Origin of the sequence: Bradyrhizobium sp. PRIMUS42 (assembly GCF_023006515.1) — a bacterium.
GTDB lineage: Bacteria > Pseudomonadota > Alphaproteobacteria > Rhizobiales > Xanthobacteraceae > Bradyrhizobium.
In genome coordinates, this window is record NZ_JALBGZ010000004.1 from 1 (window position 1) to 26,683 (window position 26,683).

The following is a 26,683-nucleotide window of genomic DNA, read 5'->3' on the forward strand; positions in this document are numbered from 1 at the left end:
ACTTTCCTGGCAGACCGCGCCTACGACGATGACGGACTGCTGGTGCCCCGGGGCACGGCCGGCGCGGTCATTCACGACCCGGCGCTCGTGCTCGAACGGGTGCAGCGCCTGCTTTGCGAGGGCGTCGTCATCACCGCGACCGGCCGGGCGCTGCCGATGCAGGCCACATCGATCCTGCTGCATGGCGACACCCCGGGCGCGGTCGAGTTCGCCCGGACGATCCGTGCCGCGATCGAGACCGCCGGCGGGGAGATCGCGCCGGTGTCGCGGCTGATCACCGACGGCCCCGGGCGTGGCCCATCATAAGCGCACCTTATCCCGCCAAAGTGATTCCATCTTGGCGGCGGAACTGCTCCATCGGTAGCCTCTGGAGAACAGCGAGGAGTCAGATGCCATTTTCCGACTACAGGACGGCTCTCGTCACCGGCGCCTCGTCAGGCATCGGCCTCGCCGTCGTTGAGCGCCTGGCGCGCGAGGGGTTGCAGGTGCACGCGCTGGCGCGCAGCGCCGATCCGCTGAAGGCGCTGGCAGAGCGCGTCGGCTGCATTCCCCATGCCATCGACGTTCGCGACCTGCCCGCCATCACCAAGCTCGCCAGCAGCGTCGAATTCGACGTCCTCGTCAACTGCGCCGGCGTCGACCGGCCCAAGAAATTCCTGCAGGCCGATGCCGAGGATATCGAGCTGCTGCTCGACGTGAATCTGCGCGCCGTCCTGCATCTGTGCCGCCTCGTCGTGCCCGGCATGGTGGCGCGCGACCGCGGTCACGTCGTGAACATCACTTCGATCGCCGGCGCCTATAATTTCGGCGGCAACTCGACCTACCACGCCACCAAGGCGGCGGTCAGCATGCTGTCCCGTCAGCTCCGGATCGATGCCTTCGGCAAGCGCGTTCGCGTCACCGAGATCTGTCCGGGGCGGGTCGCGACCGATATCTTCGCCCACGTCCACGGCGACTCCGCCGCCACCCGCGCCGCCTTCATCGAGGGATTCGAGCTGCCCGCGCCGGAGGACATCGCCGACGCGATCGCCTTCGCCATTGCCGCACCGGTGGCGGTGAACATCGGCCATATCGAGATCACGCCGACCCTGCAGGTGCCCGGCGGACTGTCGACGGTCCGTCCCGAGCGCCCCGCCAGCCCTCCAGCCGTCACCTAGAACGGAGGCCGCGATGAAGGGCTTCGACCTCATGGCGATCCTGCTGAACCCCGAGTTCAGCCGCATGCTCGTCCACGGGGTGAAGATGACCTTCATCATCTTCGCAGCCTCCTGGCTGCTCGCCATGAGCCTCGGCATCATCCTCCTCGCCATCCGAATGCTGCCAAGCCGGATCGCCGACGCCCTGGTCGAGGCCTACGTTGCCTATCACCGCAACGTGCCGACGCTGGTGCAGCTGATGCTCTGGTACTTCGGCGTCTCCAGCCTGTTGCCCGAGCGGCTACAGGTCTGGCTGTCCGATCAGAACGGCGAGGCAATCTTCGCGGTGATCGCGCTCGGGCTGTGTCAGGCCGCGTATTTCAGCGAAGACCATCGGTCGGGCTTGCGCGCCGTGCCAAAGGGTCAGTGGGAGGCCGCCCGCGCGCTGGGTCACAGCTATCTTGGCGCGATGGCTTACATTCTGCTGCCGCAGGCGGTCCGCAACGCTATGCCGGCGCTGGTGAACCATACGGTGTCGCTGTTCAAGAACAGCAGTCTTGCCATGGCGATCGGCGTCACCGAACTCACGCATGCGGTGAAGGAGGTCGAAAACCAGAGCTTCCGCGCTTTCGAGACCTACCTGATCGCGACCGTCTTCTACCTCGCGTGCTCGCTGCTCCTGATGTGGCTTGGCTATTATTTCGAGCGGCGCAGCCGCATGGCGGGAGCGCTCTGACATGACGCTCCTGTTCAACATGATAGGCATCGTCAGCGACAACTGGCTGCTGCTGCTGGTCGGTCAGTTTCCGAACGGTCCGCTCGGCGGAATTGCCGCGACCCTGATCCTGTCGATTCTCGGCATCGCGCTGGCGTTCCCGCTCAGCGTGGCGATGGCGCTTGCTCGTTTGTCGCCCTGGCTCGTGCTGCGCTGGCCGGCGACGGCGCTGGTCTACGTCGTTCGCGGCGTTCCGCTGCTGCTGATCATCCTCTGGGTCTATTTCCTGCTGCCGCTCCTGATCGGCGAGAGCGTTCCCGGCTTCGTGACCATGCTCGCCACCCTCGTCATCTACGAGGGGGCGTTTCTCAGTGAAATCGTGCGGGCCGGAATCACGGCATTGCCGCGAGGGCAGATGGATGCGGCCCGGGCGCTCGGCCACAGCCACCTCGGTGCGATGCGCTACGTGATTTTGCCGCAAGCGCTGTTCAACATGATCCCGAGCATCATCAGCCAGTTCGTCTCCACCATCAAGGAGACGACGTTGGGCTACATCATCAATGTACCGGAGCTGACCTTCGCGGCGGGACAGATCAATAACCGGCTGCTGACCAAACCTTTCGAGGTCTATTTCATACTCGCCATCATCTATTTCATCGTGTGCTGGACTCTCACCAAGCTGGCCAGCACGCTCGAGCGTCGGATTGCCGCCCGCCGCGCCCAATCCACGAATGGCCTCGCAGCCCCCGCTCTGGCGGCCGCGTCGGCCGGCGCCTCGAGGACATGATCATGTCGCACCAAGCCCCGAGCAATACGGCAGCGCCGATGATCGAATTCATCGGGATCAACAAGTTCTACGGTTCGCTGCCGGCCCTCGTCGACATCAACGCCGAGGTGAAAAAGGGCGAGGTGGTGGTGGTATGCGGCCCCTCGGGCTCAGGCAAGTCGACGCTCATTCGCACCGTCAATCGGCTCGAGGAAATCCAGTCGGGAGTGCTGCGCTTCGACGGACAGGATGTCCACGCCAAGATAGGCAGCTCGACGATGAACCACCTGCGCAGCCGCATCGGCTTCGTGTTCCAGAGCTTCAACCTGTTTCCGCATCTCAGCGTGCTGGACAATGTGATGCTGTCGCCGGTGAAGGTGAACGGCATCAAGCGGAGCAAGGCGCGGGAGATCGCGCGTCAGCTGCTCGACCGGGTCGGGCTTTCCAGCAAGGCGGAGAACTATCCGGCGCAGTTGTCCGGCGGCCAGCAGCAGCGTGTCGCGATCGCGCGCGCGCTGGCCATGGAGCCGCCGGCGATGCTGTTCGACGAGCCGACCAGCGCACTCGATCCGGAAATGGTCGGCGAAGTGCTGTCGGTGATGCGGGGGCTCGCTCGCGACGGCATGACCATGATGTGCGTCACCCACGAGATGAATTTCGCACGCGATGTCGCCGACCGTGTCTGGTTCATGGATGCTGGGCGCCTGCTCGAATCGGCGCCGCCCAGTGCGTTCTTCGGCTCGCCCCAGCATCCGCGCGCGCAGCGCTTCTTGTCGGACCTGCGGGCGCGATGACGACGCTCGCCTTCAATGCAAAACAGGGAGTTTGGAATGTCGATTGGTACTGAGATTGGAAAATGCACGCTCCGCGCGGCAATCGTCGCCGCCGGCCTGAATTGCCTCGCCCCGGTGGCGATGGCCGATCAGCTGTCCGATATCATGCAGCGCAAAGAACTGCGTTGCGGCACCTTCGCCGACGTACACCCGTTCGCCGCGCCGGACGCGAAAACGCGCGAGATGGTGGGCTTCGATGTCGACCTGTGCAGAGCCATCGCCAAGCGCTGGGGCGTAGAAGCGAAGATCAGCCCGCTCTCGGTCGAGGCGCGGGTGCCCGAGGTCAAGCTCGGCCGCGTCGACATCACGGTCGCCAATCTCGCCTATACGCTGGGCCGCGCCGAGCAGATCCAGTTCTCCGACCCGTACTACCTCGCCAAGGAGATGCTGGCGGTGAAGGCATCGGACCCAGGCGCCACGAAGGCCGACTTCAAGGGCAAGCGGCTGGCCTCGACCAAGGGATCGACCTCCGAGCTCGCGATCAAGCTGAACGAATCGGACCCGCTCACCTTCGTCGACACCGGCTCAGCCTATATGGCGGTCCAGCAGAACAAGGCGGTTGGAATGGTGGCCAACACCATGACCATCACCAAGCTCGTCAACGAATCCAAGTCCGCCGGCCAGCCGCTGAAGATGATCGAGGAGCCGATGGCACTGCAGCCGATCGGCATCGGCATGAAGAAGGACGAGCCGGCGCTGCTCGCCAAGGTCAACGAGACACTGCTCGCGCTCGATCAGGCGGGTGAGATCAACCAGCTCTGGGACAAGTGGCTCGGCCCGACCACCGAGTTCAAGATGACCCGCTCTGACAAGGTCGTGCCGCTCAGCCAGCTCAAGTTCACGCCGCTCCCGTGAGCCGTGCCGCCGGGATCGGCGCCTCGTTCCCGGCCACCGAACGATGAACAAGCGGCTGAAGCGATCAAGGAGAATGGATTCGTAATTGCCGATTTCACTCGCGATGGCATTCCTGTACAGCTTTGCCTTGACGGTGACTCCCATGCGCTGAACGAGCTGGTTCGGCCCGAAAGTGGTGGAGGTCGAGAGGCAAATGAGCCGTTCACCTGCCTAGTTCCGATTAGGTTCGGCCAGACAGTTGGATCTCAGCGCGATGAACGACGCCTAGTTGCTCCACGACCCAGTCTGCGAAAGCTCGCACCGCCGATCTCTGTCGGCTGGCGGGGGATAGATGAGGCGATGACCGACGTAGCGGATAACATTGGCGCATTCCGCCAATGGCGCGACTAATCGTCGACTGGACAGTTCGCGGTCGGCCAACAGCGTTGATTCCAGCGCCACGCCAAACCCTTCGCAGCTGTCGCAATCGCGAGAAAGCTACCATCGAAGCATGCCGTGTAGCGCAGGCGCTTCCACCCCGTTCGCCGCGAACCATTGATGTCACGGTACTTGCTTGACGTCCGAACGGATGAGCGTGTGTTCCAGCAGGTCAGTCGGCTTCTTTATCGACCTTGCGAGTGCGGGCGCGCAGAGCGGGGCAACCGTCTCCTCCACCAGAGGGACGACCTCGACCCCTTTGATATGCGAGGCGCCGCCAAGTTGCGCGATCAGGCGCGTTGCGAGCTCGCGTCCAAGCTGACGCAAGGCCGTTTGGAACGGCATTAGAAGCGGCGCTGCAGCGGTGGAGGGTGTGGCTGTACTAGTGCCTTGAATTCACATGGTCTTTTTGATTCGAAGAAGATAGATTTTGGAATTTATTCCTAGTGAGGGAACCGAAACCATCCTTGACGGAGGTGAGGGTGTCTGGGCGGATTGGAACTTCAGTTAGTTCGTTTATTTCACTTGTTGCGTTTATTTCGAATGTGGCGTGCCACGTAAAGCTGTACAGGGAGAAGATTCGATGACCATGCCAGCCTACGCCGAAGAGCTGGGGGGGGGGGGACTCGCCTGCCTTCCGCGAGCGAGAAGGCGGCAGCCAACCAGCTTCGTCAGATTCTCGCATCGCATGCGGCGGGAGACGCCAAACTGCGCGTGCTCGACGACGCGCAACAGGCTGCCGAGATAACCTTGTCGCCGGCCCTCTCAAGCCTCTTGATGGAATTGCTTCGGCATATCGGTCGCGGCGATGCGGTGACGCTCGTGCCTGTGCATGAGATGTTGACCACGCAGCAAGCTGCCGACATCCTGAATGTCTCACGTCCGTTTCTAGTCTCGCTGCTTGAGAAGAACGAAATTCAGCACGTGACGGTGGGGCGTCATCGCAGGATTAGGGCAGAGGACTTATTCGCATATAAGCGCACGCGCGATGAGAAGCGAGGCAACGCGCTTGCGAATCTCGCCGAGCGCGACGCGGAGCATCTGTAAGCTTGTTTGCAAACCGTTTCACCGCATTCGTGGATGCGTGCTCGCTTGCAAGCGCGCTCAAAAGGAACCTGCTCCTCTCCTTGGCGGAGGCAGAATTTTTTCGTCTCCGCTGGTCGACCCGCGTCCTGGGTGAGACTGAAGCAGCTATCGAGGAAATCTTGAGCGGCAAAGGCTTTGACGATGCAAAGGCGCGCGCGAAGCAGGCGCGCGCCAGTATGGAAGCTGCCTTCGAGCCATGGTTACAGATTTTGACAACTTCTTGCCGGTTGCGGCGGGTGTGCCCGATCCCGCTGATCACCACGTTGTTGCTGCGGCCGCCAAGACGCAAGCCGCAATGATCATCACTGAAAACCTTAAGGACTTCCCGGCGACAGTACTTTCCGACCTGAACATGGAGGCGAAATCCGCCGACGCTTTCATTGCGGATACCATCGCACTTGACGAAGCGCGCGCTGTTGCAGCTATTCGGCGTATGCGCGAACGTTTCAAGAAACCGGAAATGACGCCAGCGGAGCTATTGCTCGTGATGGAGGCTGCGGGACTGATCGAGACGGTTGACGTGCTAAGGCCACATGTCGAATCTCTCTAGCCGATGACGATTTAGTAACTAATTTGACGCAGCTTTCGGTAGATTCTGGCGCCAAGTCAGCTTCGGATATTCCATAATGCAGGTTATTCGGATCAATAAACTCGTTGCTAATCAACAGCATCGCTGGTGTTTCGTCGCGTGGCGTCCAAGGGTCGCCCCTGCCGTCTGATCTAGCCAAAGCCATCACTCGACGGCTGCCAGCGCGGTGTTGTGGCTTCAATCAGGCATCAGAGGACGCTCAAATCGTGCTCGAGGCTTCGCGTCCACGCGACAACGGCTCTGACGACGGCGGCCGGTTGTTCAGAAGGAAGGGCGTGACTCGCGTCTGGCACCACGACCACGCTCACGCGACCCCTAAATTCCCTTGCAGTTCGCCTATCGTATCACGCGGTCGAAATGGATCATCCGCCGCTTGCAGATTGAGTATCGGCGCAATGCCGCCCGCCCACCAAGAGCCTCGTTTTGTATTCAGGCCGGCGGACCGCTGGCTCTCCATGACCTCCTTGTGCCATCCCTTGATCCAAGGCGACGCATCTTGACCAGGAGCGAAGAAGGCGAGCTCGGGCGACTCAATCGTGGTCGCAATGGTGTCGTCCACCCAGTGGACCTGCACTAGTCGATATGTAACGGCGAAAGCAGAGTAAACGCACGCCGACACTGCGCTGCGCGCGCCCACCTGCCGCAACTGCCCCGTTGCCAAGGCGAGCTGCACCAATCTACCTAGAAGTCGGATCTTGAAGCGCTCGGGGCACTCGCCATCTTGTCGATGACGATGAACGAAGAGTAGGCCTATGCAAGCTCAAAGTCCTCAAGCATAGGCGCGTGCATATCACGCTCAAATTTCTCATAGGACCACGGATAGGAGGCCACATTTCCGTTCTTGTCGATATACCAGCTTCGGCAGCCGGACGCCCAAATGGAGCCAGCCACCTTCTCCCTGAGCGCATCATTGTAAGCTTCCGTTGCAACTGATCTCGGCGAGATTTCTCGTGCCGAACCCGACTGCAGCAGAGACACCAGTTGAAGAAGGTAGGCCAACTGGCGTTCGACCGTCATGAGGAACGAGAAGTTTCCGATCGGGCTGTGCGGCCCCCCCAACATGAAGAAGTTCGGAAACTTCGGAACGGCGATCGCCCGGTACGCGGTGTTGCCATCCGCCCACTCTTCACTCAGCGCGTTGCCGTTGCGGCCGATGACGATCATCGGACGGAAGAGCCGATGTGGATCGAATCCCGTTGCCAGCACGATGCAGTCCAGTTCATGCAGACGCCCATCCGTGGTGCGTACCCCGCCTGCCTCGATATGACTGATCTTCGTAGTTACAAGCTCGGCATTCGGTTTCTGGATCGCGGGATAGAAGCGGTCGGAGATGATCAGGCGCTTGCAACCCATCTTGTAGTCCGGCGTCAATCGAGCCCGCAGTACCGGATCCACGATACTATCCAGATTGTCCTGGCAGGCTTTCGCCATCGATTCATAGACTTCCGCATTTTCACCCGCGAGCGCCGCACAGAACGTGCCGTTAAATACCTGCGCGAGCTCTCGGTATTTTTGGTCCATCGATTTGGGGTCGGCGCGATAGCGCGCCTTACGTTCCTCCGAAATCGGCGCATTCGGTTGCGGCATGACCCATTGTGCCGTGCGCTGAAACAACGAAACCTTTGTCACTTCATCGACGATGGCCGGCAAAATCTGGGCGGCAGTCGACCCAGTGCCAATGATCCCGACGCGCTTGCCTTGCAGGTACACACTGTGATCCCAGCGCGCAGTATGAAAAACCGGGCCTTGAAACTCCTTTAGGCCTTCAATATCCGGATAGACGGGATGGTGGAGAACTCCTGTGGCCGTGATAACGACGTCAAATGCACCTTGATCGCCCCGCGTCGTCCGGACGAGCCACTGGCCATCCCTGTAAATCGCTTCGATCACCTCGCTGGAATACTGGATGAGTTCATCGATCCCGTGGCTGGTTGCGACGCCCTTCAAATATGCCTGAATCTCAGCGCCGGGAGCATAGCGCTGGCTCCAATCGGGGTTTGGGGCAAAAGAGTATCGGTAGAGATGCGACGGCACATCGCATGCCAGCCCGGGATAAGTATTGTCCCGCCAGGTACCGCCGAGATCGTCGGCCTTTTCAAAAAGCACCATGTCGGTGACGCCGATATCTCTTAGCTTTTTGGCGGCCATGATGCCAGACGCGCCTGCGCCGACGATGGCTACCCGCAACTTCCTGACCTTACCCATACCTGGTCCTTCCGGCATTTCGCGCCAATACAGATTGTTTCATTTCGCCAGTACGAAGACCGTCGGGCGCGATCAATGCGTCTTCAACGTATCGCGAAGCTTTTGCTTCTGGACTTTTCCGGACGCCGTCATCGGAAGCTGATCGATCAGAATGACGCGGCGCGGAATCTTGTAGCTCGCCAGTTTGCCGCGACAGAAATTGATCACTTCCTCCGGATCGACCACGACCCCAACCCGAGCAACCACGAACGCAACTGCGACCTCGTTCAATCTGGAGTCCGGACATCCCACGACCGCGACTTGCGCGATCTCGGGAAGTTGCGTCAGAAGAAGCTCAACTTCGGCCGGCGAAACATTTTCACCTCCGACCTTCAGCATGTCCTTGTAGCGTCCGACAAACCGAAGATGTCCGTCTGGACGGATCAGTCCGGCATCGCCGGTGTGCAGCCAACCGTCCTGGTCAACCATCTTCGCGGTCGCCTCGGCATCCTTGTAATATCCAAGCATGCAGCAATCGCTGCGTTGCAAGATCTCGCCCTGCTGCCCCTGTGGAACGTCATCTCCCGTCTCGGGATCAACGATCCGGATTTCGACCCCGGGCATGGGATAGCCGGAAGCCATGCAGCGCTTGTCCTCGTCGTCGTCGAGGAAGCTCAAGGTTTGACCGCTCCACGTCTCGGTCATGCCCCAGCCGGACAGCGTCCGGCATAGTTGCCGTTGGGTCTCGACGGCGATCGGAATCGAATTCTCCAGGCCAGCGGCGAAACAGCCGGTGCGAAGCGTGCCCAGGCCGACCTTCGGAGACCGCTTTTTCGCCGCTATCAAATCGCTGAAATGAGTATCGTACCCGTACAGCATCGTGACGTGCTCGCGCTCAATGAGACCTAGCGCCGCGGCTGCGTCGAAAGTCTCCATCAGCACCTGTTTGGCGCCGGTCAGAACGCTATGCAGCACGATGTAGCCGAGCGAGAACAGGTGGAATAGCGGGAGATAATTGAGCTGCACATCGGCAAAGGTCATGCCGAACAATGCGGCTCGCTGCGCGCACATGCCGATGCCGACGTGGTTGAGCATCACGCCCTTCGGATTGCCCGTAGTGCCGGACGTGTACATGATCATGGCAACATCGCCGGGCTTCACCGCCTTCAGGCGCGCGGCCAGTTCGGTTTCGGCGACGTGACGCGCGCCTGACATGAAATCTGCCCATGACCAGGAGCCGGGCAAATCACCTTCGTCGACCATGATGATTCGATTGAGCAGGGGACACGCCGTCGATCGGATATTTTTCCCGGTCCCGATGTGAACGGGTCCCAGCACGTCCCTCACCATCGCTCCAAAGTCGATGGGGCCACCGCGATTAACGGTAATCAGGGTGACGCAGTCGCTTTGTCGCAACGCATAGTTCAGGTCGTTGACCCTGTATCTGGTATTCAATGGAAAGATGACGGCGCCGATCTTGATGACTGCGAAGAAAATGAACAGGAACTCGGGCCGATTGGTCACCCAGACCGCGACATGCTCGCCGTGCTTCACCCCCGCGTTGATGAGGGCCTTTGCGACCTCGTTCACCTCGGCATCGAACGCTTCATAGGTCCAGCGGCGATCATTGAATACCAACGCCTCTCTGTGAGGCCATTTCCGGGACGCTTCGGCCGGCAAGGCGCCCAACGTCAATTTCGTCAACCCGTCGCTCATACCTACGCCTTCGAACTCTTCCATAAGCCGGACGAAGCCGGGAGAGGCCCTTCCAAACGCCGTCGCTCCCTCAAATTGCGTAGCCGCCGTCCACCATCAGGGTTTGCCCGGTGATGTAGGAGGCTGCATCAGATGCGAGGAAGTCGACGGCAAGCGCGATGTCCTCGGCAGTACCAAGGCGACCCAGCGCCAGCGTCTGTTTGGCCGATGCTATGAAACGATCGTCGAAATCGCCCTTGGCCACCAATTCATGGTACATGCCATCGCTGAGGACACCGACGCCAACCATGTTGGCCCGAATCCCATTGCGGCCTTCCTCCGCCGCGATCCCCTTGGTCAGGGATTCGAGAGCGGCCTTCGGCGCCGAGGAAAGCACGTCTCTCTTGGCATAGCGACGGATGGCGGGCGTGCCCAGACAGATCGCAACGCCACGCGTCGCCCGCAATCCCGGTATGGCGTGATAGAAGAAATTGTACGCCCCGAAGACGTCGGCGCCGAGCGTGCTGACGAAACGGTCGGGTTCGAGACTTCCGATGAACCGCATGTCGATATATGGACCGGCCGCGTAGACCGCCGTATGCAGGCTTCCAAGGTCTTTCTGGACATCCGCATGAAACGCGGCGACCGCTCCGGCATCCCTAAGATCGACCTGGAAGGCGGCCGCGCGACGTCCCGACTTGCAGATCTCGCTCACGAGCTTGTCCGCAGCGGATCGGTTTCGATTGTAGGTCACGGCGATATCGGCGCCGGACGCGGCTAGCGTGCGCGCGATCGCCTGCCCTATGCCCCCCGATCCGCCGGCGATTGCCGCGGCTCCGGCGGCATAGCGCGCCGCGCCGTTCGATCCTTTTCGCGGTCCCGTCATTGCATGATCCTCAACTCGAATTCAATTGACGCCTACGTGGCTCTTGTCGCCGGTCCGGCGGCCGCCGCGCATTCGCCGGCCGGTCTATTTCGCGCACACCAGTTCGCCCATCGAGCGCCAGGCGCCGTCGGCGAAATTCTGCATTTGCAGGCACTTGATCAAGCGATGCTCGGTCGGGGTCGACGACAGGCTGATTCCCGGTAGCACCAACGGCGGCGCATAGTCGGAGAAACTGTTCGCCAGCCGCATGATGTTCTCGCGTGTCAGATCGTCTCCCGCGTCTTTCAGCACGTGCGCGACGGTATTGCAGATGGACCATCCCCAGGCGACATACACTTCGTTGCGATTGGCGGTCGGATAGTATTGGTCGATCCAGTTGCGCCACTGCGCGATTTCCGGATCGTTGGCATTGGCAGGATCGGAGATATCCTTGAAGAAGCTGCTGGAGATCAGCTTCTCGTCACCCTTCAGGTCGGCATTCTTCAGAACGGTGGCCGTCGAATTCGCCGTATAAGGCACGAGGATCGTCGGCTTCCAGCCCAGTTCCTTGATTGCCTTGAGGGATTGCGCCACGAACTTGCCGGTCGCGGCGAGGTAGATGACGTCGACGCCCGCGGCCTTGATCTGAACGAGTTGGGAACTGACGGTCGGTTCGGTGCTCTCATAGGATTTGGCGGCGACCAGCATTGCCGCTTCCTTGTCACCGAGGCCATCTTTCAGGCCGGCCAGGAAATCGCGCCCGTAGTCGTCGTTCTGGTACAGGATACCGACCTTGGACGACGCCATTTTTTCGCGGAGGTAGCGGCCGAAAATGGCCCCTTCCTGCGAAGCGGCAGGCTGCCAGCCCATCATCCACGGATAAAGTTTCGCGTCCGACACCTTGGATGAGGGCGTCGCAATGAAGAGGTGCGGGATGCGCTTCTGAGCAAGGTAGGAGGCCGTGGCGATGCTGGTCGGTCCGCCTATGCTGCCCATCAAAAATAGCACCTCATCCGACTCGACGAGCTTGCGTGTCTGCTCCACCGTCTTGGGCGGACTGTAGGCGTCATCATATGCGATGAGCTGGATCTTGCGCTTGTTGATCCCGCCATCGGCATTGATCTTGTCGAAGCACCGGCTCAGCGCTTCGCCATAGGGTCGATAGATCGAAAGAGGGCCGCTGGACGCTGCAACGTTGCCGATCTTGATAGTAGCATCGGTCGCCCCGGCATCGTACCGCGGCTGCGCGTCGGTCCGTGCAGAAGTCATCCAAAGGGCAACACAAACACCGACGAAGGCCCGACAGCTCCGCGCAAAATCTCGCTTCATGACCGACCTCCCCCCGAAAATGTTGGCGTGCAGCAAACCGCGCCGCACCTCCCTTATCGTCGAAGAGATATCCCGGCTGCGTCCTCAGGTCCCCCCTCGGAAGGCGTAGGTTCATTGAGGCGTCCAAGCGCCTAGCGTCTGCGCTGTCGGAAACGGTTGCCACACTCGATGCTCCACTCAGCCATCTCGTCGAGGCTGCGCTGTTTGCTGCACGGCGATCGGCTCCCCGGCTTCAAAGAAGAAATGCGGGGAAAATTTCATGCAGTTGTACGACGCACCAAAGATCGTTGTCTCATTGCTCTCGATCCTTATCTGCACGGCAACTCACGCGCAGATTGCAGGAGAGAGGGTCAAGCTCGGCGTGCTCAGCGATTTCAGCGGCCCGTACGCATCATGGGGCGCAAAAGGTTCCGTGGTCGCTACCGAAATGGCGGTGGAGGACTTCAAGAAGGCCTACCCCAACGCCTCCTTCAAGATCGACATCGTTTCGGCCGATTTTCAACTGAAGGCCGACCTCGCCGTATCGATTGCAAGGAAATGGGTCGAAGAAGGCGTCAATGCCATCATCGACATTCCGCACTCGCCTTCGGCGCTCGCGGTCAATGCCGCGCTCAAGGGATCGTCGACCGCCCTTCTGGTCAGCGGCTCGGGCCATAACGACCTGACCACCAAGGAGTGTTCGCCGAACACTGTACACTGGACCTATGACCAAGCGGCGATCGGTAAGCCAACCGCTTCCGCAATGTCGGAAGGGGGAAAGAGCTGGTTTTTCGTCACGGTGAACGCGGCCGGCGGCAAGGCCCTCGAGGATTCCGCCCGTGAGGTCATCCTCGCCAGGGGCGGAACGATTGCCGGCTCAGTGAAGACGCCGCCTAACAATCCGGACTTCGCGAGCCAGTTGCTGCGGGCGCAAGCCTCCAAAGCGGACGTGGTTGCAATCCTGCAGGGTGGCGACGACACCATCAATGCAGTGAAACAGGCGCAGGAGTTCGAGATTCCGAAAGGTGGCCAAAAGCTCGTTCTGCTTTGGGCATTGATTCCGGATATTCACGGCATGGGTTTGAAGGTGGCCCGGGACCTGATTTTCACCGAAGCGTTCTATTGGGATGCCGACGAGGGGACTCGAGCGTTCTCGAAGCGGTTCTCCGAACGTTACGACGGCAAGGTCCCCACCGCCGTACAGGCAGGCACTTATTCAGTCGTTACCCATTATCTCAAGGCTGTATATGCCGCCAGGTCCAATGCCGGCCCTACCGTGATCGCAAAGATGAAGCAATTACCGGTCTCGGATCAAGCCTTCGGTACCTCCACACTGCGCGAAGACGGACGCCTGTTACATGATCTGTATCTGGTCCAGGTGAAGACACCGGAGGAGTCCAGGGAGGCCTGGGATTATTACAAGATTCTTCGCAAGGTTCCGGGCATCGAAGCATTCCGGCCCATGTCCAAGGATTGCGTCCTGGTGAACTGATTTTGAGACGCAGCGGAAGCGAGGAAATATTGGTGGCACGGGTGGAGCACGCCCGTGGCATCGGCCTGCGCCGCTTGGTCATCCGGAGATCCGCACCGAGACCGATTACTAATGATTACCCCGCCCCCGACAGCCGTTCGCGACGCAACGTGATTCCGGCTGTTTCCCTGTCAAACGTGTGGGCCGTCACGCCCTCGGTGCGCAAGAGATGCTTTTGTACCTTCTGTGTTGGCGTCCGCGGCAGTTCGTTCACGATCCGGATGTATCTCGGGATCATGAAGCGGGTCATGCGCGCCGATAAGAATGCAATCAGCTCGGCCGGGTCTATGGTCCGCCCGGCAACTGGAACAACCACGGCAAGCACCTCGTCCTCGCCGAACTCGCTCGGTACGGCAACGACGGCGACCTCCTTGATGTCCGCATGGGCCCCTACTTCGGACTCGATCTCGAAGGACGACATGTTCTCGCCGCGACGCCGGATGGCGTCCTTGCGACGATCCACGAAGAAGAAGTTTCCGTCGGCATCGCGACGAAAGGCGTCGCCGGTGTGAAACCAGCCGTTACGCCAAGCGGCCGCCGTCGCCTCCGGATTCTTGTAATAGCCATGATTCATGGCCCATGGCGCATCGGTGCGCAGGATCAGTTCTCCGATATCGCCGTCCGCGACCTCGCAATCGTTCTCGTCGACGATGCGAACCTGTACGCCCGCGCGAGGACGGCCGCAGGTACCTGGCACCAGCGGATTGCGATCTGAGATCAGCGGCGTGGATATTTCGGTCATATTGTAGACGGTGTAGACCTCAACCCCGAACCGTTCGGCGAACGCACCGACGTCTCCGATCAGTGGAATGACGACGGCAACACGCAGTCCATGGTTCCGGTCATCGGGTGACGGTGGCGCCTTTGCCAGAAACGGCGCCATCACCCCCATGAGTCCGACCACAGTCGTTCCAGTGCGCCTGATCGTCGACCAGAACGTTTCTGTACTGAAACCCTCCACCATGGCGATCGAGGCGCCGCGAATGAGCATGGCGTATACGCAGGACGTTCCTCCTACGTGAAACATGGGGAGATTGATCATGAAGCGGTCGTTCTCACCGGCATATTGCCAACTCGATGGGCCGCAAAGTGCGTACAGATGCGCATAGGACGAAAGGACCGCTTTCGACGGCCCTGTGGTGCCTGACGTCAGGATGATGGTCTGGGTGTCCCAGGGCTCAATCGGTCGGGAGAGTGGCAGTAAGCTTTCGGCTGGTGCACGCAGTGCTTCCGGGCCGTGGATGACAACATCGGAGAGTTTGCATTCGGAAATGTCGACGCCGCCGATAAAAACCGCCTTTTCCAGGTTGGCACAGCTGATCCCATCCAGCCGCGGCGACAAACCCCCATGCGCGATGATGAGTTTCGCATCTGACAGCCCAATCGCGTGTTCGAGGAGTTGCCCCCGATACTCGGTGTTGAGCGGCATATAGACCGCTCCGATGTAGTTGAGCGCGAACCAGACTCTGAGAGCGTCCAGTCCGTTGGGCAGCCACGACAGCACGTGATCATCCTGCCGAACGCCAAGCGCCTGGAGGCCCGCCGCAGTCTCCCTGACCAGGCGCAACATGTCTCCGTAGGTCAGGTTCTGCCCTTCCTCGATGACGGCAAAAGTGGCGCTGGGCCTTTCCCTGCCATGTCGTTCGAGCAGGTCACGCAGCACGCATTCATCGGCCAGGGGCACGCGCGAATCAGCGGCGATCATCCAGTCCTCCCAAGCGTGCCGTTGTCATTCTATTTGTGGCGCACGCGAAACGAAATGTTAGCTCTATTTTCAGGGATCGAGGGGCAACACGTTCGCGAGACTCTCAGCTCGTCTGCCCGCCATCCACCACCATGGCAGTGCCGGTGACGAACGAGGCTGCGTCCGAAAGCAACCATGCGGCGGCTTCTCCGATTTCATTGGGACTACCCAATCTACCGTTTGGCTGGCTCGCCAAAAATGCCCGATGAGCTCGCTCGTTGCCAGCGACGACGTCCTGCAACATCGGCGTTTCGATGACACCGGGGCAGATCGCGTTGATCCGCGGGCCGGTTCGTGCAAACTCCAGGGCCGCCGATCTCGTGAGGCCGATCACGGCATGCTTGCTCGCACTGTAGATCGGCATTTTCGCCGAACCGCGCAGACCGGCGGTAGAGGCGGTATTTACGATCGAACCGCCACCGCCCTGCTGCTGCATTTGACGAATTTGAGCGCGCATGCACAGCCACACGCCCTTGAGGTTGATCAACAGGATGCGCTCGAAATCTGCCTCACTTCCGTCCAGCAGGCTCCCGAGTCGTTCCGGTGATGCTGCGTTGTTGAAGGCACCATCCAGCCGGCCATAGGTCTTTGCAGCGAACACGACGGCCGCTTCGACCTGGCCCTGATCCGACACGTCCATGCGGACGAACTCGGCGATTCCGCCGGTCCGCCTGATATGTTCAACGGTCTCGCCGCCATGGGCGTTGATGTCGGTTACGACGACCTTTGCGCCGCGTTCGGCAAACACGACCGCCGCGGCGCTGCCGATGCCTGATGCCGCCCCGGTCACCATCACGACTTTCCCAGCGAGTAGTCCGGCCATTCTTTCTCCTTTCAGGCTGGCGCCGTATTGCGGGCGCCGTGCGCGGCGATAAAGCTGGCGATGCGGCCGATGGCGTCCCGGCCTTCCGGAAGTATCGGCCAGTACAAATGCCAAACGTGGAACATGCCCTTCCAGACCGAAATTTCGCTGTCGACCCCGGCCGACAACAGGGTTTGGTGCATCAGGGCTGCGTCGCCGAAGAAGCATTCCCGGTCGCCGACCTGGATCAAGACCGGCGGCAGGCCTGATAGGTCCGCAAACAACGGCGATGCGCGTGGATCGGTCGACGCCTGGCCGGCCAGATATCGGCTGACAAAATAGTCGACCACCGCACGCGATAGCGTCGGATCCACGGAAACCAGCTTGTCGAAGCTTTCGCTTTCCGTGCCGAGGTTGACCCAGGGGCTCATGCCCACCAATGCGGCCGGCAAAGGCAGGCCTTGCTCGCGCGCGGCTACCGCCGCAGCGAAGATGAGCCCGCCGCCGGCGGAATCACCCGCAAACATGATCTTGGCGTCGCCATGCTTGAGGAGCACCGCACGATAGGCAGCGAGGACATCGTCGAGCGCTGCCGGAAAGGGCGCCTCCGGCGCAAGGCTGTAGTCCAGCGTATAGACCTGTGCTGCAGCTTCCTTGGCGAGCAGCGCCGCGACATGCCGATGCGATGCCGGCGACCCCGTGACGTAACCGCCGCCGTGAAGATAGAGGACGACGGGGCCGTTCGCGTCGGCAACGATATGCTCGGCGGCGACGCCACCCAGCCGCGTGGAGGTGACATCGACGCCGGCCGGCACCGAAAACATGCTGGCGAATCCGTCGAGCCGCGTTCTCAATTTCTGCTCGGAACTGGACAAATCAAGCGGATGAGCCCGCAACAGGGCGACCACCGCCTCTAGTTCAGTGCTTGGCATACGTTTTCTCTTTGCCTTAGAATAAGGCACCTTCCGCCGATGGGACTAACCCGTTTCCGTTGCGGAAGCGCCCCTCGGAAACCGTAGGACTTGCCCAGTCGTGCCGTGCACTGCCGTCGATTCGACCGAATTGTGCCGTGCCGTGCGGTGCCTCGAACTGGCACCGGACTTCGACGCCGCTCAGCAGGCCCTCAAGGATATTGCCCGCACCGTCGGCATGCCGGTTCTGGCGTGGTCGGCCGACATTTCCCGGCCAAGCTTCAATCCGCACATCGATGCGTTCCTCCGCCGCGAGGGTTGGTCTGACGAGATCATGAAGCTCTGGTGGCAGCGGAACGGCATGCTCAAGAATCCCCTTTACGTCCGGTGCAGGATCCGCGCCCTGCCCTTCCTAACTTCGGAACTTGAAAAGGTGCCCGTCGGCCGTCCGGAACTGAGACAGATTGTCGATGCCATGCGGCTGATGAACGTCAAATCCCTGATCACGACGCCGGTTCATCTGCCTCGCGGACAGGTCGCCATGGTATCGTGGGGCGGGCCCTTGTCGACTTCAGAGGCCAAGGAGTTGCTGTCGCAAGCCACGACCGAGCTTCTCGCGGCAGGGCACCATTTCATGCATGCCTACCGCAAAATGATCGGTGCGCTGCATACGCGCGAAGAGGAGCTGAGCAAACTGACGCTCCGCGAGTGGGAGTGCCTGCGACTTACGGCCCAAGGCTGCCGCGAGGCTGAAGTCGCCTCGTTGATGGGGATGGCGCCGACAACGGTCCGGTATCATCTCGATAATGTCATACGCAAACTGGACGCCACTAACCGGACACACGCCGTGGCCATCGCTGCACAGCTCGGGATTTTGGGCCCGCTCAGTTAGCTGTGAGTTTGCTGAGCATATTCAAACGGCACTCACGGTCCCGCATCTTATCAGATGCATCCATCGATTTCCTGGTTTGAGCTACGGCGAAAAACTGGCGTGTCGCCATCGCGGCTATTGGCATGCCTGGCGCTGCGGGGAAGGCATATCAAACAAGGAACGAGGGCGGTTCTAGGATGCGATCAGGCGCCACTCGACTAGGCTACCTCAGCCCTGTTGAGTTCGGGAGCAAGGTGAGATTAGCTTACCCGCTGTCCATCAATCCGGCAGCAGCTCAGGACAACAGCTCAGGTTTCGGGCTGTTGAGTTTCCATTGCAGCATGTTGGAAAGCTAAGGGACGATCATGATGGAGTTGCTAGGCGCCCCTTGCATCACCAGAGGGTTTGGCAGCGCTGCAATGCATCGCGCGAGCAATCCTTGATGCTGGAGACTTCAGCTGGTCAATCGAAGCTTCGCTTATCGCGACCAGAAGGCGACCCGCACTTACCTTATGGGCCGCGCTATCTGACATATGGCATAAGCCTGCTGGTTTTCGCAAATATACTAAATGCCCTGGACCGGCAGATCGTTAACGTTCTGGCCGAGCGGATAAAGCAGGATCTTCAACTCGCAGACTGGCAGATCGGCGCGATCGGTGGCCTCCCATTCGCACGGTATTTGGTATTGTAATTGGCCGGCAGGCGGAACGCCGCGATCGTCGTCTCATCATCAGCATATCATTGGCGACTTGGTCGGCTTTCACCGCGCTCTGCGGCCTTGCTCAGAATTTCGTTCAGCTCCTGTTGCTGCGCGTGGGAGTGGCGATCGGTGAGGCCGGTTGCACGCCTGCCGCTCACGCTCGTCGCGGCCCAGGCAACGCCGATCAACAGCAATGCCGATATGGCCAAGTACGTGATTGGCGTTCCGCGGTCGTCCACGTAGGATACTCAGGTTACCAACAACGCTCCGGCGGGCACCGAAATCCGCAGATTTGACGACGACGCGGCCACGATCCAGGCGCTGCTCTCCGGTCAGGTCCAAGCGGTCGGTGCGAACTTGTTCTATCCGCAGCGTCTCAGCGCACGCCGGACCGTCGGATTGTCCGATTAGCGTGGCTCCGCGCGAGGTCGCGATCTGGTCAGAATTTGAGTATCGGCATCGTCATGCTGTAACGGCTGCTCGGATACGTTCGTCGTATCGGACGCCAGCGGCTTCTTCATCTGCGGGGTCCCACACCGAGAGGACTTGCACCGCAACGGGTACCAATACACCCAATAGTTTTTGTCGCGCGAGGAGGCGCGCCGGATCGCGAAGGCGATCTCTCGGTTGCCGGAGCTGCTGAAGAGGCCGCAGTACTGACTTGGGAAAAATACGGGGCTGCCCGGAGTCCGGGGTTATGTGATCTCTTCTTACAAAACGATTTTGTAAATTTTTTCTGGAGGACCGGTCGACGTGCAATTTCGCGCGCCGTATCAGTGACTTCGCGGCGAGCGTTAACGCCGGTCAAGTTTTTAGATGCCCAAGTGTGAATCAAAGTCGTTGCGAGTCTTCGAATCTGTGTCCTTATGAATCTTGGGTCGGACGCGCTGATCAACGTGGACTCACGAGGAGGCGACCGTCTGGCAGATGTAGATCGGGCGCTCATCCTGGTCAGCCGGCGCGATCGAGGGCGAGGAACCATACGCAAACTCCAAACCTGACCGTGGCGGGGAGACGGCCCCGGCTTCAGGGCGCTTCCGCGCCGGGGGGATGCCGGCGCCGAATTCCGCGCCGGTCGCCTTGCAGCCGTTCTTGGAGAGGAACGGCGCGTTGTTCTTCTCGATGTGAATGCGCCCGTTGACAGGCTCGACGCTGGCGGCGAGCTCGATGAGCTTGCGCGCGGCAACTTGAGGATCTGCGAAGGGGCGGTTCTCGACGTGCTTCATGCACTGGCGCCGGCGAGCTTGTCGCGCTCGATGCGAGCCAGCTCCTTGGCCTTAGCCTCGGCCTCGCTACGTGCCAGCAGGTCCGGCCGAAGCCGTCGGCCCGGCAGGTCGTCCCAATAGAAATAGACGCTCAGCCGGCCGTCCGCGAAGCGGACCTCATAGCTTCCGGTGCCTGGAACGGCTTAGTGCTTCTTAATCGTGAGGATGCAGTATCAATAGCTACGGGCCTAGTGCTTCTGTTCGAAGCGCTCGCGAAGTTGCTATAAGGAAAAATCCGCTCCCCGGCTCAGCCGGTAAGGAAGATTGGGCCGCTTAGAAGCAGCGTCCAAGTCTGGCGGAGGAAATAGTTTCCAAGGAGAAGCCGGGATGCTTTCGCATTCCGGCTTTCGGCTTTGAAGGGCTACTCGTACCACCACCATCACACCCCTCACTTCATCAAGGCGGTAGACCGTCCTATAGGCGCCCTCTATCGCGTACATCTCGAAGGCGCGGCTTCCCGGATATTTCTTTTTGCCGACGCTGACGATGGGAACGCCCCCCTTCCTCATCTCGGCGATGCGCCCGCTAGGGCAAGCGCCCCGAAAGAACGACGCCGAGGATCTGGTTCGACGTTAATTGAAACATTGACGACGCGGCAGCCGTCTCCTTGGAGGCGGGCAAAGAGCGGACAGGCTCCATAGTCCGCCGAAAGATCAGCACATCGAGGCCTTCCGGACTCGTTCGCATGACGAAATCATAGTTTGCGAGAAGGCGCGCGGCGACCTGGTGCATGTGCCCGCTGTATGTTCCGGTCACGGACGAGTCGAGCGGACTATCGGTCCGGTAGCGCAGATTGAATTTCCTTTGCATGGCATCGAGCAACCGTCCGAGCGGGACGTCACGGGCATCCAGACGCAATACCGCTTCATTCCCCTCGATCAACAGCTCCTCACAAACTGCCTGTCTGCTGCTCATCAACAGCGATCCAGATAGAACCAATGTCATCAGGACGGCGTTCGGAGACGACCATATTCGGCTCCGTCGGATCACACGCATCGACGAACATCCATGGCCAACCTCGACGAGCCTCGATCCAGACAAGGCCTGTGTGCGCACTTCATGAGCGAAAGTATGGGCCGGGAGCACCGCTGATGGCGGGCTCCCGGCCGCGTTGGTCAGCGATTGTCGGCCCGCTCGTCGCGGCCGTGATGGCCGTCGTGATCGCCTTCGTCACGCGAGCATTCGAAGCTTGACGCATCGGTCGTGCTTGCGCCACGCCCTTCATATTTCGCCGTCTTCGGGAAGGGGCACAGTGGCCGCTGGAACGCGACGCCTTGAGTCCGATCGTCGTTACGGTACTTCGTCGCGATTATCTTTTCCGGAGCTCTACCGAATTCGACCCAGCGATCGAGAGCCGAGAGAATATCACTCTCCGGATCGGAGGGGTTGGGCCCCGTCGCACCGCCTTGGCCGAATGCGTTCGCGCCTGGTCCGCCGCCACAATGAGCCATGCCCGGCACCATGAATAGCCGATAGAATTCGCTGGTGCGCCTCGGTCCACCCATAGCTTCGTTGACTGCCTTGAAGTAGTCGATGTCGCTTTGCGGAGAAATCGCGGTGTCGGCCCAACCTGTATATTGGATCAGTTTGCCACCGCTTTGCGCGAAAGGCTGCAGATTTGGGTCGACCGAGTTCAGGATCGCGCCAGTTCGGATGCGAGCCTGGCGGAGATTCTCTTCGATGCTGAAGGTGTTGGGATTCCATCCGGAATTGGGAAACACCATGTTTTGGAAGTAGCTGTTTGTGAACAGGCCCTGCAGACTTAGAGCCGGGTTGCCGGGACCAAGAATCCAGAGCGGCCAATTGACGGCGACGTTTGCTTCACCGCCTGGGCCGTAGCCCGGGAAAATGCGCGGCGGCCCCGAGAAGATCTTCTGGATTGCCTCTATCTTGTCGGGTGCGAGACAAGTTGCCGAGTTGGTCGCCCTGCACGATAGCTTTTCCAGCTTGAACTTGCACGCCAGCGGGTTGTTCAGAAACTTGTCGGCGCTCAAGCCGCCGTCACGGCCGGCGCATTGTGCGAGCACGGCATTGCTTACCAGGTCGACATCCGCCTGGGAGAGGTCGCCGGCCTTGGTAGCGGATAGAGCTCGCTCGTTCCACAAGAAGCCGGTGAAAAGGTTGGTCCAGTTGTTTGCGGGTGCGCCTGCAACGATGCCGTCGAAATCGCGAGGAAAACGTTGTGCCTCCATCAATGCTTCGCGGCCTCCGTCCGAACAACCCATGAAATAGGATCGCCTCGCGCCGGCGGATTTGAAGGCCTTGATGATCGCTTTGGAGACGTCCGTCGTCTCCTTCAGAGCGCGATAACCGAAGTCGATCAGCTTTTCCGGATGCCCGGCCGCCCAGCTTGCGTCGACAACACTGGCCTGATGCCCGTCATCGGTTGCTGCGACGGCGTAACCCCGCTGCAGTGGGTCGGCCATTTGCTGATAGGAGATCGCGCCGCAGAAGCCACCGCACCCGACCTGGAGATACTTCGAATTCCATCCCGTTTCGGGGATCCAGACCTCGAAACCGATGTGCGAGTCGCTCGTGGGCGTGGTAAAGCCCGCCACCCGGCAGAAGTCCGGTAGGCCGGTGATGGATTGAGGCGGAGTCGTCGGCGTGACGAACGTTCCGGCCGGAACACTCTGTGCCGTCGTTATCGTCGTATTTGGTCGATGAAAGCTGCTCGCCAGCTGCGAACAACTCGTCGTCGCCGACGCCGGTGATGCTGCGAACCCGATCACCGTACCCACGATAGCGGCCGGCAGGTACCTTGAAGCTCGTCGTCCACGTCGTTCAGTCTCGATCATCTCTCACCCTCCCTTGCTGTGGAATCATTTTGGAGCCGCCAGCTTGACGACGTGACAGCCGCACGTGAGCGCTTGTGCGCCGGTCACGCCGCCGCGTTCACAAATTGGCATTCGGGCAAAGTTTATCCGCGGCCCGCGCTGCTGCGCACGCTCGTCCCTCCCTTGAACGCCTGCGGTGAGCAGGCTTCCCGATCGATTGCACGATCGATGTTTTTAGGTCCACATGATGGACCTTGATTGAATGTCTCTCGATGTTACGAAGCGCGAAAACGTCTCGCAAGACAACGCGCCAGCCGAGGGCTTCTATTTCATCCGCCGCTGGTCCAGCATGTGGACTTCGCAGTGACGGAAGTGATTGCCCGGGGAGGGGTGCACATGCCTGACGCAGATGCCGCCGAAAGCGGAACGGGAACTCAAAGCCTCCAGAGAGCCGTCGTTCTGCTGCGGGAGGTGGCATCGCATGGCAATCGTGGTGCACGATTGACCGATCTGGTCGCCGACTCCGGACTGAGCAAAGCGACCGTTCGCAGACTGCTCGCCGCTCTTATCAGAGAGAGCCTCTTGGAGCAGGACGAAAGCACGCGTCGCTACTATCTCGGAGCTGACACCTTCGTGCTCGGCACGATCGCTGCGGCACGCTTTGGCACGCACAATCTCAGTCCGAACGCAGTTGCTCGACTGTCGGCTCTGTCGCACGCCAAATACGTCGGAGCTTCGATTCCGCTTGCGGCGCTGCTCTGTGATCGGCACAAGACTTCGGAACGGGGATCGGCGGTGGCCCTTGTTTACGAAAGCGCAGCCGGCCACACCTCCCGCCTGACTTATGCGGAGTTGTCGGACTATTCGCGGCGTTTCGCAGCAGTCCTGCGTGGCCTCGGAATAAGAAAAGGCGATGCCGTCGCAACTCTCCTTCCGAAAGGTCCGGAGTTGCTCATAGCGATGCTTGCAACTTGGCGCTTGGGCGCCATTCACGTTCCTCTGTTCACAGCCTTCGGAAGTGCGGCGATATCCTTTCGGCTAACCCATAGCGAGAGCAAAGTATTGATCACCACGCGTTCGCTGCGAAGCAGCGCGTTGGACGTCGCGGGTGGTTTGCGCGTCGTTGTTGTCGAGGGTTATGGCGCCGTGCCGGGGCCCACCAAAGACCGATCATTCTGGTCCAGTCTTCATATGGCTACCCCTCTGGAGAGCGTTACCAGCCTTCGCGGAGAGGATCTCTTCGTTCTCCTGTACACAGTGAGTATCGGAGGGACGCCCAAGGGCATTCCTGTTCCGGTGAGCGCTTTGGCTGGAATCGAGGAGCACATGCGCCTCGGGCTCGATCTGCGCGATGACGATGTCTATTGGAATCTCAGCGATCCGGCCTGGGGTGGCGGCCTTTACTACGCGATCATAGGCCCACTTCTGCTCGGGCGGGCTACCGTGCTCTGCGATGGGCCCTTTGACGCTGGTCAGATCTATCGTGTGCTGGCGAAACACAAGGTTACGAACCTGGCGGCATCTCCATACTGGTACAACGCCATGCGAAGTTTCGACAAGATTCAGCCTGCCACAGGTGAGCTCCGTCTCCGCGTGGCCTCGAGTGTCGGAGAACTCCTCCCGGACGAACTGATAAATTGGTCCGCCGAACGGCTGGGCGTACGACTTCATGACCACTATGGGCAAGCTGAAACGGGCGTGTTCGTATCCAATCACCAGGCGGTGACACTACAATTCCGCCGCCCGCCCGGGTCGATCGGCCATCAAGTCCCGGGTTTTAAAGTGGTCATCCTGGACGCTGGCGGTCGCGAATGTTCGATAGGCCAAAAAGGCGAAATCGCCATTGATACTGAAAAGTCGCCCTTGCACTGGTTCGACCGATATCACAATGAAACCGAGGGCACGACAGTCAGGTATAACTTCGGCCGTAGGTACTACCTCACGGGGGACATCGGCCGAATGGACGCGGAAGGGAATGTCTATTTCCTGGGAATGAAGGAAGATGCGATCAGCAGTAGCGGCTATCTGGTCGTACCTAGCCAACTCGAAGCGGCATTGACTTCGCATCCAGCCGTGGCGCAGGTCGTAGTCGTCGGAAGGCCCGATAGGCTGCGCGGTGAAGTCGTGAAGGCGTTCGTTGTTCTCAATTCCGGCCGAAGACCCTCAGCTGACGTCGCGGACGAGATTGCTCAACACGCCCGGGGGCAGCTGCCGCCATATTCGCTGCCGCCTGAGATAGAATTCGTGACAAGAATGCCGAGCGCCCTCGGACGGAGATCCCGTCGGCCGGCCGAGAGTGGCGTCATCTGGCGCAAATGAGGTCTGGGACAAACGTTGCGCTTCTCGGCCACTGCCGAATTTGGTGCGCCCGTCGGGCAGTGGGCTTGTGAACGTCGACCAGGCGACCCCGTCAGGGCTCTCCTGCCTATGGGCGCATTCGGGACGCTGAGTTCTTTCTTCCTTACTGTGACCGGCTTGACCTGCTCCACGATATGGCCCCGTTCAATTTGGCTAGGCGTTATTCAACGGAGAATGAGCTTGGTCGGGTGAACGTTACACTCGTAAGGTCTAGGCTGCCACGGGAGGCTGAGAGTGGAATTGCGTCGCTTGAAATACATGTCCGTTCTGGCCGAGGAATTGCACTTCGGAAGGGCAGCCGAGCGTCTGGGCATTGCGCAGCCGGCACTCACGCAGCAAATTCGGGCTCTCGAGCGCGAACTGGATGTCGAGCTCTTCCACCGAACGAAGAGATCCGTGAAGCTCACCGTCGCCGGTCGGGTCACGCTGAACGAGGCGATCAGGACCCTTCAGCAAGCTGAAAAGACCGCGCTAGTGGCGCGCCAAGCAGGTCGCGGCGAACTGGGGCACATCGAAATTGGATACGTGGGGTCAGCTATTTTCACGGGCGTCCTGTCGAAGGCAATCGCCCGGTTTCGCGTAGGCAATCCTCTCGTGGAGTTTCGCCTGAACGAGGTCGGGATCGTCCAGCAATTGGACGACGTCAGCAGTGGCCGCCTTGATCTTGGCATCCTTCGTCTTCCCGTGAAGTCGGTGCCGACCGGCGTTGGGATCATGTCGCTGCATCGCGAGCCGATCATCTTGGCGATCCCGCGCGGGCACCGGCTCGCGCGGCAAAAGAGCGTCACGCTGAGCGCGTTGAAGTCCGAGCCATTCGTCGCCGTGCAGATTCAGGAGGGCAGCGGTTTCAACGCGCAGGTTGCCCAGATATGCGCCGCGGGCGGATTGTCGCCTCAGATCGCGCAACGCGCGGGACAATTCACGGCTCTTGCCGGACTGGTCGCGGGCGGTCTCGGTGTGGCGTTCGTGCCCGATTCACTTCGGAAGCTGCGGATTGACGACGTGGTGTATCGGCCGTTGGCGAAGATCAACCAGCAGTCCGATCTGGCCATGGTCTATCGCAAGTCAGAGCGAGCCCCTGCCGTCGTCGCATTCCTCGATCAGTTGAGAAAGCTGGCGCGGCCGTCACCCTGATGATGGTCGCGGCTAATACGATCTTCTTATTAAATTGGAGGGAATCATTATTGGCTGCAACAACGCTCCGCTCGGTAGTCTCCTTTGAACGCCTCTAAAGATTGGCGACAGGGAGGATGACTGAGGGGGTCAAAGTGGCGG

The 26,683-nt window shown here is 60.3% G+C and carries 24 protein-coding genes and 3 pseudogenes; 15 read left to right on the forward strand and 12 right to left on the reverse strand.

All coding sequences use genetic code 11. The features are described from left to right. The 6 genes from MOV75_RS01240 to MOV75_RS01265 form a co-directional block, all read left to right on the forward strand. Nucleotides 1–306, forward strand: a 306-nt coding sequence (locus MOV75_RS01240) for a LamB/YcsF family protein (protein WP_247004573.1), incomplete at its 5' end; no start/stop codon positions are given. Nucleotides 307–389: 83 nt separating this feature from the next. Then, entirely contained in the window at nt 390–1,157 is a 768-nt protein-coding gene (locus MOV75_RS01245) for an SDR family oxidoreductase (RefSeq protein WP_246917298.1), read from the forward strand. Nucleotides 1,158–1,170: 13 nt separating this feature from the next. Next, entirely contained in the window at nt 1,171–1,872 is a 702-nt protein-coding gene (locus tag MOV75_RS01250) for an amino acid ABC transporter permease (RefSeq protein ID WP_246917296.1), read from the forward strand. Between the two features lies 1 nt (nt 1,873). After that, nucleotides 1,874–2,638 carry an amino acid ABC transporter permease gene (locus MOV75_RS01255; RefSeq protein WP_246917293.1) on the forward strand — a complete coding sequence of 255 codons (765 nt, stop codon included), beginning with the start codon at nt 1,874–1,876 and terminating at the stop codon, nt 2,636–2,638. Nucleotides 2,639–2,676: 38 nt separating this feature from the next. After that, nucleotides 2,677–3,411 carry an amino acid ABC transporter ATP-binding protein gene (locus tag MOV75_RS01260; protein ID WP_246917301.1) on the forward strand — a complete coding sequence of 245 codons (735 nt, stop codon included), beginning with the start codon at nt 2,677–2,679 and terminating at the stop codon, nt 3,409–3,411. Between the two features lie 36 nt (nt 3,412–3,447). Beyond that, nucleotides 3,448–4,305, forward strand: coding sequence for an ABC transporter substrate-binding protein (locus MOV75_RS01265; protein ID WP_246917290.1), 858 nt, complete (start codon nt 3,448–3,450; stop codon nt 4,303–4,305). Between the two features lie 220 nt (nt 4,306–4,525). Here MOV75_RS01265 and MOV75_RS01270 read toward each other — a convergent pair. After that, nucleotides 4,526–4,983 (reverse strand): annotated as a pseudogene (locus tag MOV75_RS01270) (LysR substrate-binding domain-containing protein); the annotation flags it as partial. Between the two features lie 322 nt (nt 4,984–5,305). Here MOV75_RS01270 and MOV75_RS01275 point away from each other — a divergent pair. The 3 genes and pseudogenes from MOV75_RS01275 to MOV75_RS01285 all read left to right on the forward strand — a co-directional run bounded on the left by MOV75_RS01275 (nt 5,306) and on the right by MOV75_RS01285 (nt 6,358). Further along, nucleotides 5,306–5,769, forward strand: a pseudogene (locus MOV75_RS01275) (helix-turn-helix domain-containing protein). Nucleotides 5,770–5,771: 2 nt separating this feature from the next. Further along, nucleotides 5,772–6,107 carry a hypothetical protein gene (locus MOV75_RS01280; RefSeq protein ID WP_246917284.1) on the forward strand — a complete coding sequence of 112 codons (336 nt, stop codon included), beginning with the start codon at nt 5,772–5,774 and terminating at the stop codon, nt 6,105–6,107. Further along, nucleotides 6,104–6,358, forward strand: coding sequence for a hypothetical protein (locus tag MOV75_RS01285; protein ID WP_247004577.1), 255 nt, complete (start codon nt 6,104–6,106; stop codon nt 6,356–6,358). Before MOV75_RS01280 ends, MOV75_RS01285 begins: the two co-directional genes overlap by 4 nt. 343 nt (nt 6,359–6,701) lie before the next feature. Here MOV75_RS01285 and MOV75_RS01290 read toward each other — a convergent pair whose 3' ends face one another. From MOV75_RS01290 to MOV75_RS01310, 5 genes are all read right to left on the reverse strand, one after another. Then, the gene (locus tag MOV75_RS01290) at nt 6,702–6,956 is read right to left on the reverse strand and encodes a hypothetical protein (RefSeq protein WP_246917279.1); all 255 of its coding nucleotides are present in this window, start codon (nt 6,954–6,956) and stop codon (nt 6,702–6,704) included. Between the two features lie 191 nt (nt 6,957–7,147). After that, nucleotides 7,148–8,602, reverse strand: coding sequence for an NAD(P)/FAD-dependent oxidoreductase (locus tag MOV75_RS01295; protein WP_246917277.1), 1,455 nt, complete (start codon nt 8,600–8,602; stop codon nt 7,148–7,150). 72 nt (nt 8,603–8,674) lie between these two features. Further along, the gene (locus tag MOV75_RS01300; RefSeq protein WP_309486921.1) at nt 8,675–10,321 is read right to left on the reverse strand and encodes an AMP-binding protein; all 1,647 of its coding nucleotides are present in this window, start codon (nt 10,319–10,321) and stop codon (nt 8,675–8,677) included. A gap of 46 nt (nt 10,322–10,367) precedes the next feature. Next, entirely contained in the window at nt 10,368–11,162 is a 795-nt protein-coding gene (locus MOV75_RS01305; RefSeq protein WP_246917273.1) for an SDR family NAD(P)-dependent oxidoreductase, read from the reverse strand. A gap of 84 nt (nt 11,163–11,246) precedes the next feature. Next, a complete protein-coding gene (locus MOV75_RS01310) occupies nt 11,247–12,506 on the reverse strand; it encodes an ABC transporter substrate-binding protein (protein ID WP_246917271.1) in 1,260 nt (419 codons plus the stop codon). Between the two features lie 223 nt (nt 12,507–12,729). Between MOV75_RS01310 and MOV75_RS01315 the strand changes: the two genes are divergently transcribed. Then, entirely contained in the window at nt 12,730–13,941 is a 1,212-nt protein-coding gene (locus MOV75_RS01315) for an ABC transporter substrate-binding protein (protein WP_246917269.1), read from the forward strand. A 115-nt stretch (nt 13,942–14,056) separates the two neighbouring features. On the opposite strand, the gene MOV75_RS01320 is transcribed toward MOV75_RS01315, so the two are convergent. From MOV75_RS01320 to MOV75_RS01330, 3 genes are all read right to left on the reverse strand, one after another. Then, nucleotides 14,057–15,685 carry an AMP-binding protein gene (locus MOV75_RS01320; protein ID WP_246917267.1) on the reverse strand — a complete coding sequence of 543 codons (1,629 nt, stop codon included), beginning with the start codon at nt 15,683–15,685 and terminating at the stop codon, nt 14,057–14,059. 103 nt (nt 15,686–15,788) lie between these two features. Continuing rightward, nucleotides 15,789–16,547, reverse strand: a complete 759-nt coding sequence (locus tag MOV75_RS01325; protein ID WP_246917264.1) for a glucose 1-dehydrogenase — start codon at nt 16,545–16,547, stop codon at nt 15,789–15,791. Nucleotides 16,548–16,558: 11 nt separating this feature from the next. Then, nucleotides 16,559–17,458, reverse strand: coding sequence for an alpha/beta hydrolase (locus tag MOV75_RS01330; protein ID WP_247004579.1), 900 nt, complete (start codon nt 17,456–17,458; stop codon nt 16,559–16,561). 100 nt (nt 17,459–17,558) lie between these two features. Here MOV75_RS01330 and MOV75_RS01335 point away from each other — a divergent pair, with 100 nt between their 5' ends. The 3 genes and pseudogenes from MOV75_RS01335 to MOV75_RS42590 all read left to right on the forward strand — a co-directional run. After that, the gene (locus MOV75_RS01335) at nt 17,559–18,329 is read left to right on the forward strand and encodes a LuxR family transcriptional regulator (protein ID WP_247004581.1); all 771 of its coding nucleotides are present in this window, start codon (nt 17,559–17,561) and stop codon (nt 18,327–18,329) included. 421 nt (nt 18,330–18,750) lie between these two features. After that, nucleotides 18,751–18,999 (forward strand): hypothetical protein, encoded by a 249-nt coding sequence (locus tag MOV75_RS01340; protein WP_246917256.1) that lies wholly within the window; start codon nt 18,751–18,753, stop codon nt 18,997–18,999. Between the two features lie 162 nt (nt 19,000–19,161). Then, nucleotides 19,162–19,392: pseudogene (locus MOV75_RS42590) on the forward strand (transporter substrate-binding domain-containing protein); the annotation flags it as partial. Between the two features lie 518 nt (nt 19,393–19,910). Here the strand turns inward: MOV75_RS42590 and MOV75_RS01345 are convergent. The 3 genes from MOV75_RS01345 to MOV75_RS01355 form a co-directional block, all read right to left on the reverse strand. After that, a complete protein-coding gene (locus MOV75_RS01345; protein WP_246917253.1) occupies nt 19,911–20,234 on the reverse strand; it encodes a hypothetical protein in 324 nt (107 codons plus the stop codon). Nucleotides 20,235–20,798: 564 nt separating this feature from the next. Further along, complete coding sequence (locus tag MOV75_RS01350) at nt 20,799–21,188, reverse strand: hypothetical protein (RefSeq protein ID WP_246917250.1); 390 nt, start codon at nt 21,186–21,188, stop codon at nt 20,799–20,801. Nucleotides 21,189–21,388: 200 nt separating this feature from the next. After that, a complete protein-coding gene (locus MOV75_RS01355; protein WP_246917247.1) occupies nt 21,389–23,071 on the reverse strand; it encodes a tannase/feruloyl esterase family alpha/beta hydrolase in 1,683 nt (560 codons plus the stop codon). Nucleotides 23,072–23,446: 375 nt separating this feature from the next. Here MOV75_RS01355 and MOV75_RS01360 point away from each other — a divergent pair, with 375 nt between their 5' ends. Together MOV75_RS01360 and MOV75_RS01365 are read left to right on the forward strand one after the other, a co-directional pair. Beyond that, on the forward strand, nt 23,447–25,369 hold the full coding sequence (locus tag MOV75_RS01360) for an AMP-binding protein (protein ID WP_246917244.1): 1,923 nt from the start codon (nt 23,447–23,449) through the stop codon (nt 25,367–25,369). A gap of 273 nt (nt 25,370–25,642) precedes the next feature. Continuing rightward, complete coding sequence (locus MOV75_RS01365) at nt 25,643–26,542, forward strand: LysR substrate-binding domain-containing protein (protein WP_246917241.1); 900 nt, start codon at nt 25,643–25,645, stop codon at nt 26,540–26,542. Nucleotides 26,543–26,683 lie beyond the last annotated feature (141 nt).